Source organism: Microbacterium hydrocarbonoxydans, assembly GCF_000956475.1.
GTDB classification, from domain to species: domain Bacteria; phylum Actinomycetota; class Actinomycetes; order Actinomycetales; family Microbacteriaceae; genus Microbacterium; species Microbacterium hydrocarbonoxydans_A.
The window spans coordinates 1,157,046-1,173,635 of the sequence record NZ_JYJB01000010.1 but is presented as its reverse complement, the minus strand read 5'-3'; the positions used below and the strand labels follow the sequence as shown (position 1 = coordinate 1,173,635).

Here is a 16,590-nt window from a genome sequence, read left to right as displayed (position 1 = left end):
CGTGCAGCGGCCCTCTCCGAAGCGGATGCTGCATGTTCTCGCGCTCGTGCTCGCCGTCGTGGCCGCCGTACTCGTGCTCTTCATGCCGAGCTACACCGTGGTCACCACCGACTCGACCGGCGCATCGACCACCGAGACTCTGAGCATCTGGCAGTACAACGGCCCGATTTTCGCCCTGGTCGTCGCGATCCCCGTGGTGATCGCGCTCATCCCGGCTCTCATGCGCGGCCGCTGGTGGCCGCTCGCGAGCATCGTCTCGGCCGGGCTGCTGCTGGGTTTCGCCTTCCTCGGTGCGCTGTCTCTCGGGTTCGCGTTCCTGCCCGCGGCGCTCGCCGCGTCGATCGCGGCGATGCGCCGGCCGCGCGTGGGATCCGACGACCGGTGATCGATCTGCGGTAGTCCACTCGCGAACCTCAGTCAACGCCCTGTGCGCTCGGGTTTCGCGACCGCATGCTGTCCACATGTGGACATTGCTGATCATCCTGCTGATCGTCTGGGCCGGTCTCTCCGTGCTCGGATTCGCGGTGAAGGGCCTTCTCTGGCTCGCGATCATCGGAATCGTGCTGTTCCTCGCGACGGTGGTCTTCGGGATGATGCGGCGAGGCAAGACGACGAGGGAGTGAAACCATGACGATGAAGAAGCAGATGCTGAACACGAAGAAGCAGGTGCGCAAGGCGGCCGCGGCGACCGCGTCGAATCCGCTCCAGCTTCTCGGCAGCTGGGGTGTGCGCAGCAGCCATGCCTACACGGCGGGGTTCGCGGCGATCGGCGTCTCGTTCCTGTCCTGGCTCATCTCGCGCGGACGCAAGGACTCCAGGGACCAGTCCGACCGCTGGGGCCTGTTCATCGGCGAATGGGCGCCGACGCTGTTCGCGATCGGAATCGCGCTGAAGCACGAAGAGGACTGATCGGGCAGGAGCCCCTGCAGGCGAACACGGGAGCGGATGCTGCGGCATCCGCTCCCGTCGTCTGCGGGGGCTCGCGTCACCAGCGGGCGGTTCGCTCTGCGCCCGCTCCGCCCGGGCGACGCGCGCATCCGTGCGCGGAGTGCGCGGCGCTCACGCGCACACAGGACTAGTCTGGCCGCATGTTGTACGAGCACCTCGGGGCTCGGCCCCGGATCCATGACACCGCCGTCGTCGCTCCCACCGCCGTGATCTCCGGCGACGTGGAGATCGGCCCCAACTGCCAGGTGCTCCACGGTGCCGTGATCACGGCGGAGGGTGGCCCGATCACGCTCGGCGAACACGTGATCGTCATGGAGAACGCGCTGATCCGGGCGACGGCCGCCAACTCCGTGCACATCGGCGCGCACACTCTTGTCGGCACGCTCGCGAGCATCGCAGGGGCCACGGTGGGTGAAGAGGTGTTCTTCGCCTCGGGAGCCCGCATCTTCAACGGCGCGCTCGTGGGGGACAGGTGCGAGGTGCGCGTGAACGCGATCGTCCACCGTCGTGCCGTGCTGCCGGCGGGCACCGTCGTGCCGATCGGGTGGGTGGCGGTCGGCGACCCGGTGCAGCTGCTGTCGCCTGACCGCGAGGCCGAGATCTCCGCGGCCCAGCCCGACCTGGACTTCCCCGGGCACGTGTTCGGGGTCGACCGAGACACGCCCGACCTCATGGTGCAGCTCACCGAACGGTATGCGAGCTCGCTCGCGCGCCACGCGGACGACCGCCTGATCGGGGGATGACGGGCGCAGACGCGAAGAGCCGCCTCGGCTCATGGGCCGAGGCGGCTCTTCGTCATCCGGCGGGGATCAGGGCAGGCGTCAGATCACGCCCTGTGCCAGCATCGCAGCGGCGACGCGCTCGAAGCCCGCGATGTTCGCGCCCGCGACGTAGTCGCCCGGGCGACCGTGACGCTCTGCGGCGTCGAAGGCAGCCGTGTGGATGTCGGCCATGATCTCGCGCAGCTTGTTCTCGCTGTCACCGAAGCTCCAGCGCTGACGCGAGGCGTTCTGGCTCATCTCGAGTGCGGAGGTGGCGACGCCGCCGGCGTTCGCGGCCTTGCCAGGGGCGAACAGGACCCCGGCTCGCTGGAACGCGTCGACGGCGTCAGGCACGCAGGGCATGTTCGCACCCTCCGACACCGCACGCACGCCGTTCGCGATCAGGACCTCGGCATCCGCCAGCCCGACCTCGTTCTGCGTGGCTGAGGGCACCGCGATGTCGACGGGGACCTCCCACACGCTTCCGCCTTCCACGAATCGTGCGCTCGGGCGTCGCTTGGCGTACTCGACGATGCGGGCACGCTCGACCTCCTTGAGCTGACGGAGCAGCTCGAGGTCGATACCGGCGTCGTCGACCACATAGCCGGAGGAGTCGGATGCCGTGACGGCCGTCGCTCCGAGCTGGGTCGCCTTCTGGATCGCGTAGATCGCGACGTTGCCCGATCCCGAGATTCCGACGCGCTTGCCCTCGAGCGACTCGCCGTGCACCGCCAGCATCTCCTGCGCGAAGAACACGGCGCCGTAGCCTGTGGCCTCGGTGCGGACCTCGGCACCGCCCCAGCCGGTGCCCTTGCCGGTGAACATGCCGGACTCGTGGCGGTTCGTGATCTTGCGGTACTGGCCGAACAGGTAGCCGATCTCCCGGCCGCCCACGCCGATGTCGCCGGCGGGAACGTCGGTGTGCTCGCCCAGGTGACGGTACAGCTCGTTCATGAACGACTGGCAGAAGCGCATGACCTCGGCGTCCGACCTGCCGTGCGGATCGAAGTCCGAGCCTCCCTTGCCGCCGCCGATCCCCTGACCGGTGAGCGCGTTCTTGAAGATCTGCTCGAAGCCCAGGAACTTGATGATCGACAGGTTCACAGACGGGTGGAAGCGCAGGCCGCCCTTGTAGGGTCCGAGCACGGAGGAGAACTGGATGCGGTAGCCGCGATTCACCTGCAGACGACCGGCGTCGTCGACCCATGGGACGCGGAACATGATCTGACGCTCCGGCTCGACCAGGCGCTCGAGGATGCCGCCGTCGATGAACTCCGGACGCTTCTCGAGCACCGGGGCGATCGAGTGCAGCACCTCATGGACTGCCTGGTGGAACTCCGGCTCGTTGGCGCTGCGCGAGAGCACCGTGTCGAAGACGGGCTGCACAGACGGCGCGAGGGGATGGAAGTCAGCGGGGGATGAAGAGGTCACGAAGAGCTTTCTGAATCGGTGGGGGACTCGCAAGCGATCGTGTCGCGCGATTCGTCGCCGGATCAGGCGGAGCTTTTCACTTTACCGGCATGGCCGATGTGAACTTCTTCACGTGACGCGGATGCTGCTCATCCGGTGTTCTGCAGACCCGCGGCCACGCCGCTGACCGAGAGCAGCAGCAGTCGGCGCTGCTCGTCGTCGGCGCCGGAGCCTGTGCTCGCCGGAGCCGTGCGCAGAGCGCGCAGGGCCCGCAGCTGCAGCAGCGAGAGTGCGTCGACGTAGGGCGTGCGCAGCTGCACGGCGCGCTGCAGGATCGGCTTGTTCTCGAGTAGCCGCTCGCCGCCGGTGAGACGGATCACCCCGTCGCGAGTCAGCTGCAGTTCGTCGAGCACGAGGGCCGCGAGGTCGTCGCGATCGCCGAGGGCGAGGTACTGACGTGCGATGCGCTCATCGGTCTTGGCGAGGCTCATCGCGACGTTGTCGATCAGCGTGCGAAGCAGCGGCCAGTCGCGGTAGGCCTCGGCGAGCCGCTGCTCGTCGCCGACCGCGGCCAGCGCCGTGCCCAGGCCGAACCAGCCGGCCAGGTTGATCCGCGCCTGCGTCCACGCGAACACCCACGGAATCGCCCGGAGGTCTTCCAGCGACTCCACCGACAGACCGCGGCGGGCGGGCCGCGAGCCGAGCGCGAGCAGCCCGATCTCCTCGAGCGGCGTCACCGTGGCGAACCAGGGAGCGAAGCCCTCGGCCTTGACCAGCGAGAAGAACCGCTCGCGCGATGCCGTGTCGAGCACCGCGGCGATGTCCGCGAAGCGGGTGGCAGCCTCGCTCGTGCGCGATTCGACCGTCGGCGAGGACGCCAGCAGCGTGGCAGCGGCGACCTGGTCGATGTGGCGCATCGCGATCGCGGGCTCGCCGTAACGGGCGAAGATGACCTCGCCCTGCTCGGTGAGCTTGAAGCGGCCGTCGACCGAGTGCGGCGGCTGGGCCAGGATGGCGGAGTTCGCCGGGCCGCCGCCGCGCCCGAGAGCGCCGCCGCGGCCGTGGAAGAGCGTCAGCTCGATTCCCGATTCCTTCGCCCAGAGGGCGATCTTCTCCTGCGCCTCGTACAGGGCGAGGTTCGCGGCGACGGGCCCGACGTCCTTCGACGAGTCGGAGTAGCCGAGCATGACCTCGAGCTTGTTCCCGGTCGCGGCCATACGAGCCTGGAACTCGGGGAAGGTGACCGCCTCAGCGAGGATCGCGGGCGCCGCCTGCAGGTCGGCGAAGGTCTCGAACAGCGGCACGACGTCGAGCACGGGAGCGTCGTCGCCGAGGGCGTGCTTCGCGAGACGGTGCACCGCGGCGAGGTCGGACGCCGCCTGCGTGAACGACACGACGTAGCGGCCGGCCGCACGCAGTCCGCGATCGCGCTGGATCTCGGCGATGGCGCGGAAGACCTCGAGAACCTCTTCGGTCTGTGCGCTCAGCGCGCCGCCGCCCTCGATCTCGGCCAGCGCCTTCGCGTGGACCTGCGAGTGCTGGCGCACCTCGAGCTCGGTGAGGTGGAAGCCGTAGGTCTCCACCTGCCAGATCAGGTGCTGCACGCCGCCGAACGCGTGGCGGCGGGCGCCGGCATCCGCCAGCGATGTCTGCAGCGCCCGCAGTTCGTCAAGGAGCTCTTCAGGACCGGCGAACCGGTCGTCGTCGCCACGGCGGGTGGCGGCGATGCGGTGCGCGAGCACGAGCAGCACCCGGCGGTGCGGCTCGTCGGGAGAGCGGGTGGCGAGGTCGGAGGCGGCCTCGGGATGGGCGGCGGTGAAGCGCTCCCAGATCGCGGTCACCTCGGCGCTGGGCGGCGTGCCCTGCGCGTCGAGGGTGAGGGTGCGGCCGATCCGCTCCAGAGCGCGCTCCAGCCCGCGCAGCACGTGATCGGACGCGATCTGCGACGCTTCGCGGGTGACGGATGCCGTGACGAACGGGTTGCCGTCGCGGTCGCCGCCGACCCACGACCCGACGCGGACGAACGCCGGGACGATGGGTGCGCTGGAGCCGGAGTCGTCGCCGCGCAGCGCGTCGTCGATGCGGCGGTAGACGTGGGGAACGGTCGTGAAGAGCGTCTCGTCGAAGACGCTCATCACTGTGCGCACCTCGTCGGTCGGTGTCGGCTTCTGCGCGCGCAGGGGAGCCGTGCGCCACAGTGTGTCGATCTCCTCCAGCATCCGGCGATGTGCCCGGTGCTGCTCGGCGCCGGCCTCACTCGCCGCGTCGTGCTGAGTGAGCAGCTCGGACAGGCGGCGGATGCTGCTCGACACCGCGCGGCGGCGCGCCTCGGTGGGGTGCGCCGTGAAGACGGGGTGGAACCGCAGTCCCTCCAGACGGCGGCGCGCCTCATCCTCGCCGACCTCGGTCTTCAACCGTGCGTAGGCGGTCGCGACGGTGTCGGCGGCATCCTCGCGGCCCGGCTGACCGGCGCGTTCGCGCAGCACGCGCACCCGCTGGTGCTCTTCGGCGAGGTTGACGAGGTGGAAGTAGCAGGTGAACGCCCTGGCCACCTCGTCCGCGCGCTCGACCGAGAAGGACTCGGCGATGGCCGCAGCCCGATCGAACGCGTCGGAGGTCTCCTCGTCGTAGGCCTGGATCGTGGCGAGGCGAAGCCGCTCGACGTCCTCGAAGAGGTCATCGCCGCCGGCCTCGCGCAGCACCTGGCCGAGCAGGGCGCCGAGCATCCTGACATCGGAGCGCATGGCATCCGGAATGCCGCGGCCTGCTTCGAAGCGTCCGATGACGCGGATCGCCTCAGTGTTCGTGGGCTCGGGAAAAGACTGTGCGGGGGTCACCCTTCGAGCGTATCCCGGCGAGGAAGGGTGCTTGGAACGCATGACGATCCGTAACGGACCCCGGATGAGAGCGCCTGCGTACGATGGACACGATGCGAATCACCGTGAAGCACCTCCGTGGCCAGCAGTTCCCCGCCGTCCTCCTGTTGCTCGCAGCGGGTCTCGGCCTCCTGCTCGCGAATCTGCCGACCCACGATGCGATCGCCGGCGTCCTGCACGCCCTCATCGCAGTGCCGGGCACCGGGCTCGATCTCTCGGTGGAGCACTGGGTCTCCGACGGACTGCTCGCCGTCTTCTTCCTCGTCGTCGCGATCGAGCTGCGGCACGAACTCACGCACGGCGAGCTCGACTCGATCAGCAAGGCTGTGCAGCCCGCGATCGCCGCGGCCGGCGGGGTGCTCGTGCCGATCGCGGTCTACCTGCTCATCGCGGGCTCAGACGCCTCAACCGCATCCGGCTGGCCGATCCCGACGGCGACCGACATCGCCTTCGCCCTCGGGGTCCTCGCCATGTTCGGCCGGGGGCTCCCTTCGACTGTCCGGGTGTTCCTGCTCGCGCTGGCCATACTCGACGACATCATCGGCATCGTCTTCATCGCCGTGCTGTTCGCCCATGACGTGCAGTGGCTCCTGCTCGCGCTGGCGGTCGTCGCGGTCGCCGTCTTCTGGGCGCTCAGCCGCCTGCTGCACCGCCACGGGCATCCGGTCATCGCGGTCCTGATGGCCGTCGTCGGCCTCATCGCCTGGGGGCTCGTCGCGGTTTCCGGCATCCACGCCACGATCGCCGGCGTGATGCTGGGGCTCGTCATGGCGCCGGTGCCCGCTGCACGGGTGCGGCACGCTCTCGAACCGACGGTCAACGGCCTGATCCTGCCGCTGTTCGCGTTCGTCGCGGCATTCGTCGTGATCCCCGCGCTGTCGCCCTCCGAGCTGTCTCCGGCCTTCTGGGGCATCGCGATCGCTCTGCCGGTCGGCAAGGTGCTCGGTATCTCCCTGCTGGGCTGGGTCGCGATGCGGATCCGCCCTCGTGGCGCGCCGCCCGCCCTGCCTTTCGCCGATCTCGTCGCTGCGGGGACCCTCGGCGGCATCGGGTTCACGGTCTCGCTGCTGCTCGCGAATCTCGCTTTCGCGGGTGACGCGGGCGTTCGCGACCAGGCGATCCTCGGCGTGCTGATCGGGTCGCTCGTCTCCCTGGTTCTCGCTGGCGTCTTCGTGTCGCTACGCGCCGGCTGGTACCGCCGAACGGCGGCGGCCACCTCATGAGCGAGAAGGATGCGGCCGCCCCCGCGGATGCACTGCGCGAGGTCGCCGACACCATGAGGGCGGTGCGGGAGAAGTGCGTGTGGTCGCAGCAGATCACCCATCGCGACCTCGTCCCGTATCTGATCGAGGAGTCCCACGAGGTCATCGATGCTGTCGAGAGCGGCACCCGTGACGACCTCCGCGAAGAGCTCGGCGACCTGCTCTGGCAGGTGCTGTTCCACTCGGCGATCGCCGCGCAGGATCCCGAGCAGCCCTTCGACATCGACGACGTCGCCCGCGGCCTGAACGAGAAGATGGTCCGACGGCATCCGCACGTCTTCGGGGATGCCGTCGCCCGAACCCCCGACGAGGTGCTCGTGCATTGGAACGCCGCCAAGGCCGCAGAGAAGCGCACCCGCCGCAGTGCTCTCGACGGGATTCCGCGAGGGATGCCGGCTCTCGCCCTTGCTCAGAAGATGCTCGGCCGCGCGGCCGGTGCGGGGGTCGATGTCACCGGCTCCGCAGCTGTTCCCGGCACCGAATCCGAACTCGGCGAGGCGCTTCTCGCCCTCGTCTCGACCGCGAGAGAGAACGGCTGGGACGCCGAACGCGCACTGCGTGAGCGGCTGCGTGCGCTTGAAGGCGAGGTGCGAGCGGCCGAGGCCGACTCGTGAGCTGCATGAGTCGGCCCCGCCCAGGGGTCTGATCAGGCCCGCTGACGCGCTCCGGCGAAGGCACAGCCGGCGACGGCGATGGCTGCCGCCATCACGAGGGCGAGAGGAATCGCGGTGTCCTCGCCGCCGATGCTCACCAGCGGCGACACGAGTGCCGCGAGCGCGAACTGCAGCGCGCCGAGCACGGCGGAGGCGGAACCCGCAGCCCCCGGCACGGCCGACAGCGCGAGCGCGGTCGCGTTTCCGAGCACGAAGCCGAGCGAGGCGACGATGACGAAGACGGCGACGGCCAGCAGCCACACCGGCGCCGATGTGACTGCGAGCACGAGGAATGCGAGCACGCCCAGTCCCATGCCCGACAGGCCGGTCGCGATCAGCCGGCGTGCGGGTACGCGGGCGACGATCTTCGCCGACACGGCGCTCGTGGCCATGAGCGCGAGAGCGTTGAGCCCGAACATCAGGCCGTACTGCAGCTCGTCGAGTCCGAGCATGCTCTGGTACAGGAACGGCGAGGCCGAGATGTACGCCATCATCACAGTGAAGGCGAACGCGAAGGTCAGCGTGTAGCCGATGTACTCGCGGGAGAGGAGCGCGCGCAGCGGCGATCCGCTCGCCCGCTTGAGCAGCGCCAGCTCCGCACGGCGCTCGGAGGGCAGCGTCTCACGCACGCCGAGCGTCACGGCGAGCAGCGTCAGCACTGCGATGCCCAGCACGACTGCGAGCACGCCGCGCCAGCCGAGGGGCTCGGCGAGCGCACCGCCGAGCAGCGGGGCGATGACCGGAGCCACGCCGCCGACGATCATCATCAGGCTCATCGCGCGGGCGGCGGCCGGCCCGCGTGCGAGGTCCGCGATCACCGCGCGGCCGAGAACCATGCCCGCGGCCCCCGAGAGGCCCTGCAGAACACGAGCGGCGAACAGCACCTCCAGCGTTGGGGCGAACACGGTTACGAGGCTCGAGAGCACGAACACGATCGCGCCGACGAGCAGCGGAAGGCGGCGGCCGAACTGGTCGGAGAGCGGTCCGAAGAGCAGCTGTCCGCCGGCGACGCCGACGAGGAACGCGGTGAGGGTCAGCTGCACGCCGGTCGCGTCGGTGGCAAGGTCCGAGGCGATCGCGGGGAAGGCCGGCAGATACAGATCGGTCGCGAAGGGCGCGACAGCGGCGAGGAGAGCGAGGATGCCGAGCAGCCTAGCGGTGATCGCGGGGCGGACGGTGCGGATGGAGTCGGTGGAAGGTTCGCGGAGATTCGTCACAATATGATTATTGTAATATAACTAGAACTTGATTGCGAACCGGCGATCTACGATGGGCGGGTGACTGTGGACGACGAAGCGCTGGCCGACCTGGCGGATGCCGTGCTGGTTCTGGGGCGCGAGATCGAGGCTCGGCATCCCCGTACCGGCTTCGTCGACGTGGCCGTGAACGAGCGTCTCGTGCTGCGCAGCCTCGACCGCGACGGGGAGGCGACCCCCAGTGCTCTTGCCGAGAGACTCGGGCTGCAGCGTTCGAACCTCTCCACCGCGCTGCGGGGCCTCGAAGCCAAGGGGCTCATCGTCCGCGAGCACGACGGCTCCGACGGGCGCGCCGTCATCGTGCGCTCGACTGCGCTCGCCGCGCACAACCTCGCTCTGCTGCGCGAGCGCTGGTCGGAAGTGCTCCGTTCCGCCCTGCCCGATGGTGCCGACGTGCGAGAAGCTGTGGACCTGGTGGGCGCTCTCGCCGACGGTCTTGTGGCGGCGCGGACTCTCGCGCCGCCTCGACCACTGCACGACTGAGTGGGGGCCCGTCCATGATCTGCAACCGGAAGCGGGAGCGCACCCGCGACCTGGAAGGATAGACGCGTGGCTACCGTGAACCCGCCCCGTGGCATGCGTGACATCCTCCCCGCCGACAAGACGCGTCGTGAGCGCGTGCTCTCCGTCATCCGTGAGCGTTATCGCTCGCACGGATTCGATGAGATCGAGACGCCGGCTCTCGAGGAGTACTCGCGTCTGCATGCCGGAATCGGCGGTGACAACGAGAAGCTCGCCTACAACGTGCTGCGTCGAGGTCTCGATTCCGAGGCGATCCGCGACGCAGCCGCCGATCCGGCGGCCCTCGCGGATCTCGGGCTCCGCTACGACCTGACCGTGCCGCTGGCGCGGTTCTACGCGAGCAACCGCGGTCAGCTGCCCGGCGTCTTCCGCTCGATCCAGATCGCGCCGGTGTGGCGTGCCGAGCGCCCGCAGAAGGGCCGCTACCGCCAGTTCGTGCAGTGCGACATCGACATCATCGGCGACGACTCCGCGCGTGCAGAGGCCGAGCTGATGGTCGCCTCGCTCGACGTGCTCGACGCGCTCGGGCTGGACGGCGCAACGGTCCGCATCAACGATCGGCGGGCTCTGGACTGGATGCTGGAGAGCTTCGGCTTCACGCTGGAAGAGCGGCCCGGCGTGCTGATCACGATCGACAAGCTCGACAAGATCGGCTCGGACGGCGTCGCCGCTGAGCTCCGTGAGCGCGGCGCCGCGGCATCCGCCGTCGACGCCTTCGAATCGTTCCTCAACCGTCCTCAGACCATGGAGTACAACCCGTTCGGCGAGCGGCAGATCCGCAAGGCGCTGCCCGAGAACGCGCCGGACGAGATCGTCGCGCACCTGGTCGGCATCGGCGACGCCGTGGCGGCAGGGACGGGGCGCACCGACATCCCACTCGTGTTCGACCCGTTCCTTGTTCGGGGCATGGGCTACTACACGGGGACGATCATGGAGCTCGCCCACCCCTCGGTCGGCTACTCGCTCGGCGGCGGGGGACGCTACGACGGCATGATCGGCCGCTTCCTCGGGCAGCAGGTCGCGGCCGTCGGGTTCTCGCTCGGATTCGAGCGTCTCGTCGATCTCGTCTCGGCGGAGACGGATGCCGCGGCCGAGGCCATCGTGCTGATCCACGATGCCGACGTGCCGGTCGCGGAGCTGGTCGCCCACAAGGCGCGCCTGATCGCCGGCGGGGCGCGGGTGCGCCTCGAGCGCCGCACGAAGAACCTCAAGGCGCTGCTCGAGCGTTCGGCCTCGGATGGCTATACGGCGTTCGCGACCATCGCTGCAGGAAACCCCGACCTGGAGCTCAAGCCCCTCAGCTGAGCCGCGACCGGGGGCCGGGTTCGGGGTGGTTGAGCGAGCGCAGCGAGACGAAACGCACCAAGGAACCGCGCGAGACGCTGCGTCGACCTTCCCACTGTTCGTTGAGCGAGCGCAGCGAGACGAAACGCGTCACCCGTCTGTCGATCTCCGTCGCGGTCTGGTGGTCAGATGCGCAGTACGGTGCGGCGGGCTGGTTTCGCTGGGGTGGATAACTGCGGGGTGCGCCAGTGTTGTGCGGGGTCCCACCAGGCGGGTCCGCGGATCTGCGGGAGGCCGTCGTTCATGCGGATCTCCCATCCGGAGTGGTCGAGGGAGCGGTGGTGCCACCAGCAGAGGGGGACGCCGTTGTCGGTGTGGGTGGGCCCGCCGTGGGAGTGTTCGGTCACATGATGGATTTCACACCACGACGCGGGGACGTGGCATCCGGGGATCAGGCATTCCTTGTCGCGAGCGACGATCGCCCGGCGTTGATGCGCGTTGAAGACCCGGTCGGTGGTGGTGATCCCGATGATGCGGTCCTCGTCGAACAGGACCCGCTGGATCGCGCCGGTGCATGCGGTGTGCGCGGCGACAGACAGCGGCACCGGTGCGCCTGATCCGGGGAGCGTCGCCCACCCGGTGCCCGCGGCAAGATCTCTTGCGTCCACATGCACGACCAGGGTGGGCGCCGCGCCACCCAGGGTGGGCATGTCCTCATGCCTTGCGGCGATGCCCAACGCCGCGGCTAGCGCGTCGTGGCGTTTCTGGGCGGGGGTGCGCGGGTCGACCACGTTCCGCGGGTCGGTGTTGAACACGTCACCCTCGCCGCCGGTCGATTCGGTCGAGCCGTCGGCCCCGGTGTCGGTCTCGGTCTCGGTGTCGGTGAACGTCACGCCGGGGGCGGGTGCGCCGCCGACCTTCGGGTTGTTGAACGCGTCGAAGATCGCCTGCAGCTGCGCGGCGACCTCGGGGGTGATGCTCCCCGCCAGGCGATGTGCGCCCTTGTGCAACCAGCCGAGGTTCAGGAACCGTCCCTGTTGGGCGTCGCGGTCGGTGGGCTCGGCGCCGTCCGGATCGAGGATCATCGCGAGCGTCGCCGCGAGCTGCCGCAGATCATCCGCCGTCGCCGCCGGGCCAGGTTGCGCCCCACCCGCGGCGGCGTCCGCATCCGCCTCCGCGGAGGGATCCGTGGCGCCCGCGGCATCCCCTTCGGGCACGTGCGCGGCTCCGTCGGTCGCCTCTGTGTTGTGGTGTCCACGGGCGTGAGCGGAGAGGGCCTCGTCGGCCCAGAGGCGTTCCTCGGTCCCGACGCGGGTGCGGGCGTACTCGATCGGGCCGGTCGCGGCGAGCAGCCCGGGGATGCCGATGGCTCCGTCCAGCAGCGCCTCGCGCAGGGCGGGCCAGCGGGCGGGGAGCCGTTCCCCCGACACGATGTTCATGTCCCGGTGCACGAGGTCGGCGGCTTTCACGATCTTCGACGCCGACGGGCCGTCGGTCAGCAGAGCGCGCTGCAGCAGTTCATTCATGCCCCGGCATCCGAACCGGTGACCGAACTCCACATCCGCGGTCGCGACCGTCTCCACGACGACCGCGTCGACCAGGTGCGACACCTCCCCGGCACCCCGCAGCGCCTCCGCCCGCTCCCCATCCGACAGACCCGCCAGGCCGTCATCGGACAGCACCGCACGCAGATCGGACGCGACCTGCGCGAGCGTGGCGGCAATGCTGTTCATACCCCAATTATGAACAGGGCCACCGACATTACGACCCCGGGATTGGGCCTGATCAGAGAAACTTTTCCACCAACTTCTCGACGCCCCTGCTGAACTGCACGAACCCCCGGTTCCGGTCGCAGTTCGCGCCGCCCGCATTGCCTGCGAGCGGCACCAACAGAAACCGGAACACCACCGCGTTTCGTCTCGCTGCGCTCGCTCAACGACCGGGGGCGGGACCGCGACACGTTTCGTCTCGCTGCGCTCGCTCAACGACCCGGGCGGGTCTGTTCACCGCGCGTTCACGGCGGCGGAGTCGAATCGGAAGCGTGAGCCGTCTTCGTCTCTTCCTCGCCGCCGCTCTCCTGCTCGTGGCATCTGCCGTCGGCATCCGTGTTCTCCTGGCCAGGCAGGCGGCGATCGCCCGCCGCCGCATCGGCAAGCCGCTGGGGGAGGACTCGCTCGACGCCGATCGGCTGTGGAAGCGCCGGCTCGACGGCGAGCCGCTCGATCTGCTGATGCTGGGCGACTCGCTGGCCGCCGGTCTCGGTGCCGAGACGCGCAAGCAGACCCTCGGCGGGCGGCTCGCGAAGGGAGTCGGGGCCCACCTCCAGCGCCCCGTGCGCCTGACCACAGGAGCCGTCGTCGGCGCCGAATCGCCCGACCTCGCCGCGCAGATCGACGGGTTGCCGGCGGGCTATCGTCCGCATGTCGCCGTGATCCTGGTCGGAGGCAACGACGTCACCCACCGCATCCCTGTGTCGGTGTCGGCAGGGCACCTCGCGGAGGCGATCCGTCGATTGCGCGCCATGGGCGCCCAGGTGGTCGTCGGCACGTGCCCCGACCTCGGCGCTCTTCGCGCCGTGCCGCAGCCGTTGCGGCGGCTCGCTGCGAGCATGTCGCGACGGCTCGCCGAGGTGCAGGCCGAGACGGCTGCGCAGGCGGGCGCTGAGCCCGTCGACCTGCGCCGCGCCGTCGGCCCGATGTTCTCCGACGAGCCGGACGAGATGTTCAGCCTCGATCGCTTCCACCCCAGCCCGCTGGGCTACCGCCGCACCGCGGAGGCGCTGCTGCCGGCGGTGCACCGGGCCGCCGCGCGGGTCACTCCTGAGGAGCGCTGAACGAGGCCGCCCATTCGGCGACGCGTCGTGCGCTCTCTTCTTCGGAGAGGTCCTCGATGCGGGTCATGACGGACCACCGGACGCCGAACGGGTCGCGGATGCTCGCGAAGCGGTCACCGGAGACGAAGTCCGACGGCGCCTCGCGCACGGTCGCGCCCGCGGTTACGGCGCGCTCCACGACCGCGTCGACATCGGGCACGTACAGGCCCATCGAGTAGCAGTCGTCCTCGCCGGCCGGTGCCGGGACGAGGTGGTACTCGGCGTTCGGCTCGCCGAGCTGCAGAAGCCCCGTGCCGAAGTCGAGATCGGCATGCGCGACGACGCCGCCGAACTCGGTGACGTCGACCACTCGGGCGCCGAAGACGTCGCGGTAGAACTCGATCGCCTCTTTCGCGTGGGCGATCGCGAGGAACGGGGTCAGAGAGGTGGCGCGGTTCGGGCGCCCGTTGGTGGTGTGCTGGCCGGTCGCACCGGTCGGGGTCTGTTCGGTCATGGAGAAAGGCTAGAGCGAGGCGGATGCCGGCGGCTTGAACATTCGCGACAGCCTGTCGCCGACTCTGTCGGCGCGGGATCGTACGCTGGGGCGATGGTGAACCCGACGCGCGGAGTGCTGTACCCGGCGCGGCTGCCCGAGTTCCATCGGCTCGTCCCGACCGGGCCCGCGAGCGATCTCGTCGCGTGGTTCTGGATTCCGGAGTGGGACATCGAGCCGGGCCGCTCGTCGCGGCAGGAGATCGTGGGCTATCCGGCCCTGAACCTCGTCGTCGAGCCGGATGGGGTCACGCTGTCGGGTGCGACGACGCATGCGACGTATCGCGACCTCCGCGGCGCCGGCTGGGCTGTGGGTGCGCTGCTGCGCCCTGCGGCAGTCGCGGCGCTGCTCGACGACCCTGCATCCGTCGTCGACCAGGAGCGGAGACTCGACGAACCAGAGCTTCTCGCAGCGGTGACCACGGCAATGCGAGCGGGGGAGGGCCATCGGGAACGCGCCGTCGATGTCTTCTCGCAGTGGCTCGCCGAGCGCGTTGGCGTGCTCGGCTCGGCGTCATTCCAGGCCAACGCGCTCGTCGAGGTGCTCCTCGGCGACGATGCCGCGTCGAGCGTCGAGGAGGCCGCCACGCGGCTGGCCGTGTCGGTGCGCACTCTGCAGCGACTCGCCCACCGGCACGTCGGGCTGTCGCCGGCCGCGATGATCCGCCGTCGTCGCCTGCAGGAGGCGGCAGAGCAGCTGCGCGTCGACCCGGATCTCGATCTCGCGACGGTGGCGGCGCAGATCGGATACGCCGACCACGCCCACCTCACTCGCGACTTCCGCACAGTGCTCGGAATCGCGCCGAGCACGTATCGGGCCCACGCCGGTCGCTGACGTGCACGTCGTCGGTCGCAGACGTTCACTTCGTCGGAAGCGTGTCCGCGACACGCCGTCGCCGGGGCACGATTCTCCCGACAGATGCGAAACCTCCCGACAGAACGATCGAGGGGAGGGCGATCGACGCAATCGCGATCGGAGGAGAGTCGCTCGGGAGAGCGAGGTCAGCGCGGTCCGGGTCAGGGCGCGACACGAAGGCGCAGCATCCGATATCCCACGCCGACCAGCACGATTGCCGCTCCGATGAGCGAGGCCACCACCGGCAGCGTGCTCACCAGCACCAGGCAGCCGAGGGCGCCCAGGACCTGGAGCCAGCGCGGATACCTCCGTGCGTCCTCGCCCTGCCGGAACGCCGCCGCGTTGGCGATCAGGTAGTACAGCAGCACGCCGAAGGATGAGAAGCCGATCGCTCCGCGCAGGTCTGCGACGAGGACGATGCCGATGACGATCGCCGCGATCAGGATCTCGGCCCTCCGCGGAACTTTCCAGCGGTCGTCGACCTTCGCGAGGAAACGGGGCAGATCGGATTCCCTGGCCATGGCGAGCGTCGTCCGGCCGGTGCCGGTCAGCAGCGCCAGGAGCGCCCCGAGGGACGCCGTCGCTGCGGCGACCCGCACCAGGGGGACTGCAGCCGACCATCCCGCACCGGTGAGCACGTCGGCGAGTGGTGCGGCGCTCGTCGCGGCATCCGCTCCCAGCACCAGCATGGTGACGACGGCGATCAGTGCGTACACGATCACCGCGCCGCTGAGCGCGAGGATGATGGCGCGCGGGATCGTGCGAGCGGGATCCGTCACCTCTTCGCCCATCGTGGCGATGCGGGCATAACCGGCGAACGCGAAGAACAGCAGCCCTGCGCCCTGCAGCACGCCGTAGACGGTCGGCTCCGCCAGAGGTGCAGGTTCGGCGGAGGGTGCGGCGGTGATGCCGGCCGCGACCACGACAGCCAGTCCGATCAGCGAGACGACGACGAGCACGCGCGTCAGCAGGGCGGTGCGCGTGACCCCGAAGCAGTTCACGACGCAGAGGGCGGCCACCGCTCCGACCGCGACGGGGATCTGCCAGCCGGCGGGCGCCGCATAGGCAGCGAACGTCATCGCCATGGCCGCGCAGCTGGCGATCTTGCCGATCACGAAGCACCAGCCGGCGATGTATCCCGACCAGGGGCCGATCTCCGCGCGGGCGTAGGCGTAGGTGCCTCCCGCCACGGGATGCACGGCGGCGAGCTGGGCGGACGCCGTCGCGTTGCAGAAGGCGACAACACCGGCGATCAGGAGCGCGACGAGCAGACCGGTCCCTGCCACCGAGATCGCCGGTCCCCAGACCGAGAAGACGCCCGCACCGATCATGGAGCCGAGGCCGATGGCCACGGCATCCCGAAGCGTCAGGCGGCGAGCGAGAGGCATCCTGTCATCG

At 69.9% G+C, this 16,590-nt stretch carries 16 protein-coding genes; 10 read left to right on the top strand and 6 right to left on the bottom strand.

The genetic code is table 11. The features are described from left to right. Window position 1 precedes the first annotated feature (1 nt). The 4 genes from RS84_RS18250 to RS84_RS18235 all read left to right on the top strand — a co-directional run bounded on the left by RS84_RS18250 (window position 2) and on the right by RS84_RS18235 (window position 1,691). Window positions 2–385, top strand: coding sequence for a hypothetical protein (locus RS84_RS18250; protein ID WP_045259116.1), 384 nt, complete (start codon window positions 2–4; stop codon window positions 383–385). Between the two features lie 76 nt (window positions 386–461). Next, window positions 462–623 (top strand): hypothetical protein, encoded by a 162-nt coding sequence (locus tag RS84_RS19510; RefSeq protein ID WP_045259115.1) that lies wholly within the window; start codon window positions 462–464, stop codon window positions 621–623. Between the two features lie 4 nt (window positions 624–627). After that, on the top strand, window positions 628–909 hold the full coding sequence (locus tag RS84_RS19665) for a hypothetical protein (protein WP_235281530.1): 282 nt from the start codon (window positions 628–630) through the stop codon (window positions 907–909). A gap of 179 nt (window positions 910–1,088) precedes the next feature. After that, window positions 1,089–1,691 (top strand): gamma carbonic anhydrase family protein, encoded by a 603-nt coding sequence (locus RS84_RS18235; RefSeq protein ID WP_045259114.1) that lies wholly within the window; start codon window positions 1,089–1,091, stop codon window positions 1,689–1,691. Window positions 1,692–1,769: 78 nt separating this feature from the next. Here RS84_RS18235 and gdhA read toward each other — a convergent pair whose 3' ends face one another. Both gdhA and RS84_RS18225 read right to left on the bottom strand, forming a co-directional pair. Continuing rightward, window positions 1,770–3,140 (bottom strand): NADP-specific glutamate dehydrogenase, encoded by a 1,371-nt coding sequence (gdhA, locus tag RS84_RS18230; RefSeq protein WP_045259113.1) that lies wholly within the window; start codon window positions 3,138–3,140, stop codon window positions 1,770–1,772. Between the two features lie 128 nt (window positions 3,141–3,268). Continuing rightward, a complete protein-coding gene (locus RS84_RS18225; RefSeq protein ID WP_045259112.1) occupies window positions 3,269–5,956 on the bottom strand; it encodes a phosphoenolpyruvate carboxylase in 2,688 nt (895 codons plus the stop codon). Window positions 5,957–6,048: 92 nt separating this feature from the next. Here RS84_RS18225 and nhaA point away from each other — a divergent pair, with 92 nt between their 5' ends. Beyond that, window positions 6,049–7,218 (top strand): Na+/H+ antiporter NhaA, encoded by a 1,170-nt coding sequence (gene nhaA, locus RS84_RS18220; RefSeq protein ID WP_045259333.1) that lies wholly within the window; start codon window positions 6,049–6,051, stop codon window positions 7,216–7,218. Then, complete coding sequence (locus tag RS84_RS18215) at window positions 7,215–7,871, top strand: MazG family protein (protein ID WP_045259111.1); 657 nt, start codon at window positions 7,215–7,217, stop codon at window positions 7,869–7,871. Before nhaA ends, RS84_RS18215 begins: the two co-directional genes overlap by 4 nt. A 32-nt stretch (window positions 7,872–7,903) precedes the next feature. Here RS84_RS18215 and RS84_RS18210 read toward each other — a convergent pair whose 3' ends face one another. Continuing rightward, the gene (locus RS84_RS18210; RefSeq protein WP_052676438.1) at window positions 7,904–9,127 is read right to left on the bottom strand and encodes a multidrug effflux MFS transporter; all 1,224 of its coding nucleotides are present in this window, start codon (window positions 9,125–9,127) and stop codon (window positions 7,904–7,906) included. A 60-nt stretch (window positions 9,128–9,187) separates the two neighbouring features. Between RS84_RS18210 and RS84_RS18205 the strand changes: the two genes are divergently transcribed. Together RS84_RS18205 and RS84_RS18200 are read left to right on the top strand one after the other, a co-directional pair. Next, window positions 9,188–9,649: a MarR family winged helix-turn-helix transcriptional regulator gene (locus tag RS84_RS18205; protein ID WP_045259110.1), complete on the top strand. Its 462-nt coding sequence runs from the start codon at window positions 9,188–9,190 to the stop codon at window positions 9,647–9,649. A 93-nt stretch (window positions 9,650–9,742) separates the two neighbouring features. Continuing rightward, window positions 9,743–10,993 carry a histidine--tRNA ligase gene (locus RS84_RS18200; protein WP_045259109.1) on the top strand — a complete coding sequence of 417 codons (1,251 nt, stop codon included), beginning with the start codon at window positions 9,743–9,745 and terminating at the stop codon, window positions 10,991–10,993. Between the two features lie 164 nt (window positions 10,994–11,157). Here the strand turns inward: RS84_RS18200 and RS84_RS18195 are convergent, their stop codons facing one another. After that, window positions 11,158–12,705, bottom strand: a complete 1,548-nt coding sequence (locus tag RS84_RS18195) for an HNH endonuclease signature motif containing protein (RefSeq protein WP_045259108.1) — start codon at window positions 12,703–12,705, stop codon at window positions 11,158–11,160. Between the two features lie 308 nt (window positions 12,706–13,013). On the opposite strand from RS84_RS18195, the gene RS84_RS18190 reads away from it, so the two are divergent. Next, on the top strand, window positions 13,014–13,805 hold the full coding sequence (locus RS84_RS18190) for an SGNH/GDSL hydrolase family protein (RefSeq protein WP_045259107.1): 792 nt from the start codon (window positions 13,014–13,016) through the stop codon (window positions 13,803–13,805). Here the strand turns inward: RS84_RS18190 and RS84_RS18185 are convergent. Further along, window positions 13,786–14,298: a VOC family protein gene (locus RS84_RS18185; protein WP_045259106.1), complete on the bottom strand. Its 513-nt coding sequence runs from the start codon at window positions 14,296–14,298 to the stop codon at window positions 13,786–13,788. The two genes, RS84_RS18190 and RS84_RS18185, sit on opposite strands and share 20 nt — an antisense overlap. Before the next feature lie 93 nt (window positions 14,299–14,391). Between RS84_RS18185 and RS84_RS18180 the strand changes: the two genes are divergently transcribed. Next, the gene (locus tag RS84_RS18180; RefSeq protein WP_045259105.1) at window positions 14,392–15,171 is read left to right on the top strand and encodes an AraC family transcriptional regulator; all 780 of its coding nucleotides are present in this window, start codon (window positions 14,392–14,394) and stop codon (window positions 15,169–15,171) included. A 182-nt stretch (window positions 15,172–15,353) separates the two neighbouring features. Here RS84_RS18180 and RS84_RS18175 read toward each other — a convergent pair whose 3' ends face one another. Further along, window positions 15,354–16,580 (bottom strand): APC family permease, encoded by a 1,227-nt coding sequence (locus tag RS84_RS18175; protein ID WP_045259104.1) that lies wholly within the window; start codon window positions 16,578–16,580, stop codon window positions 15,354–15,356. Window positions 16,581–16,590 lie beyond the last annotated feature (10 nt).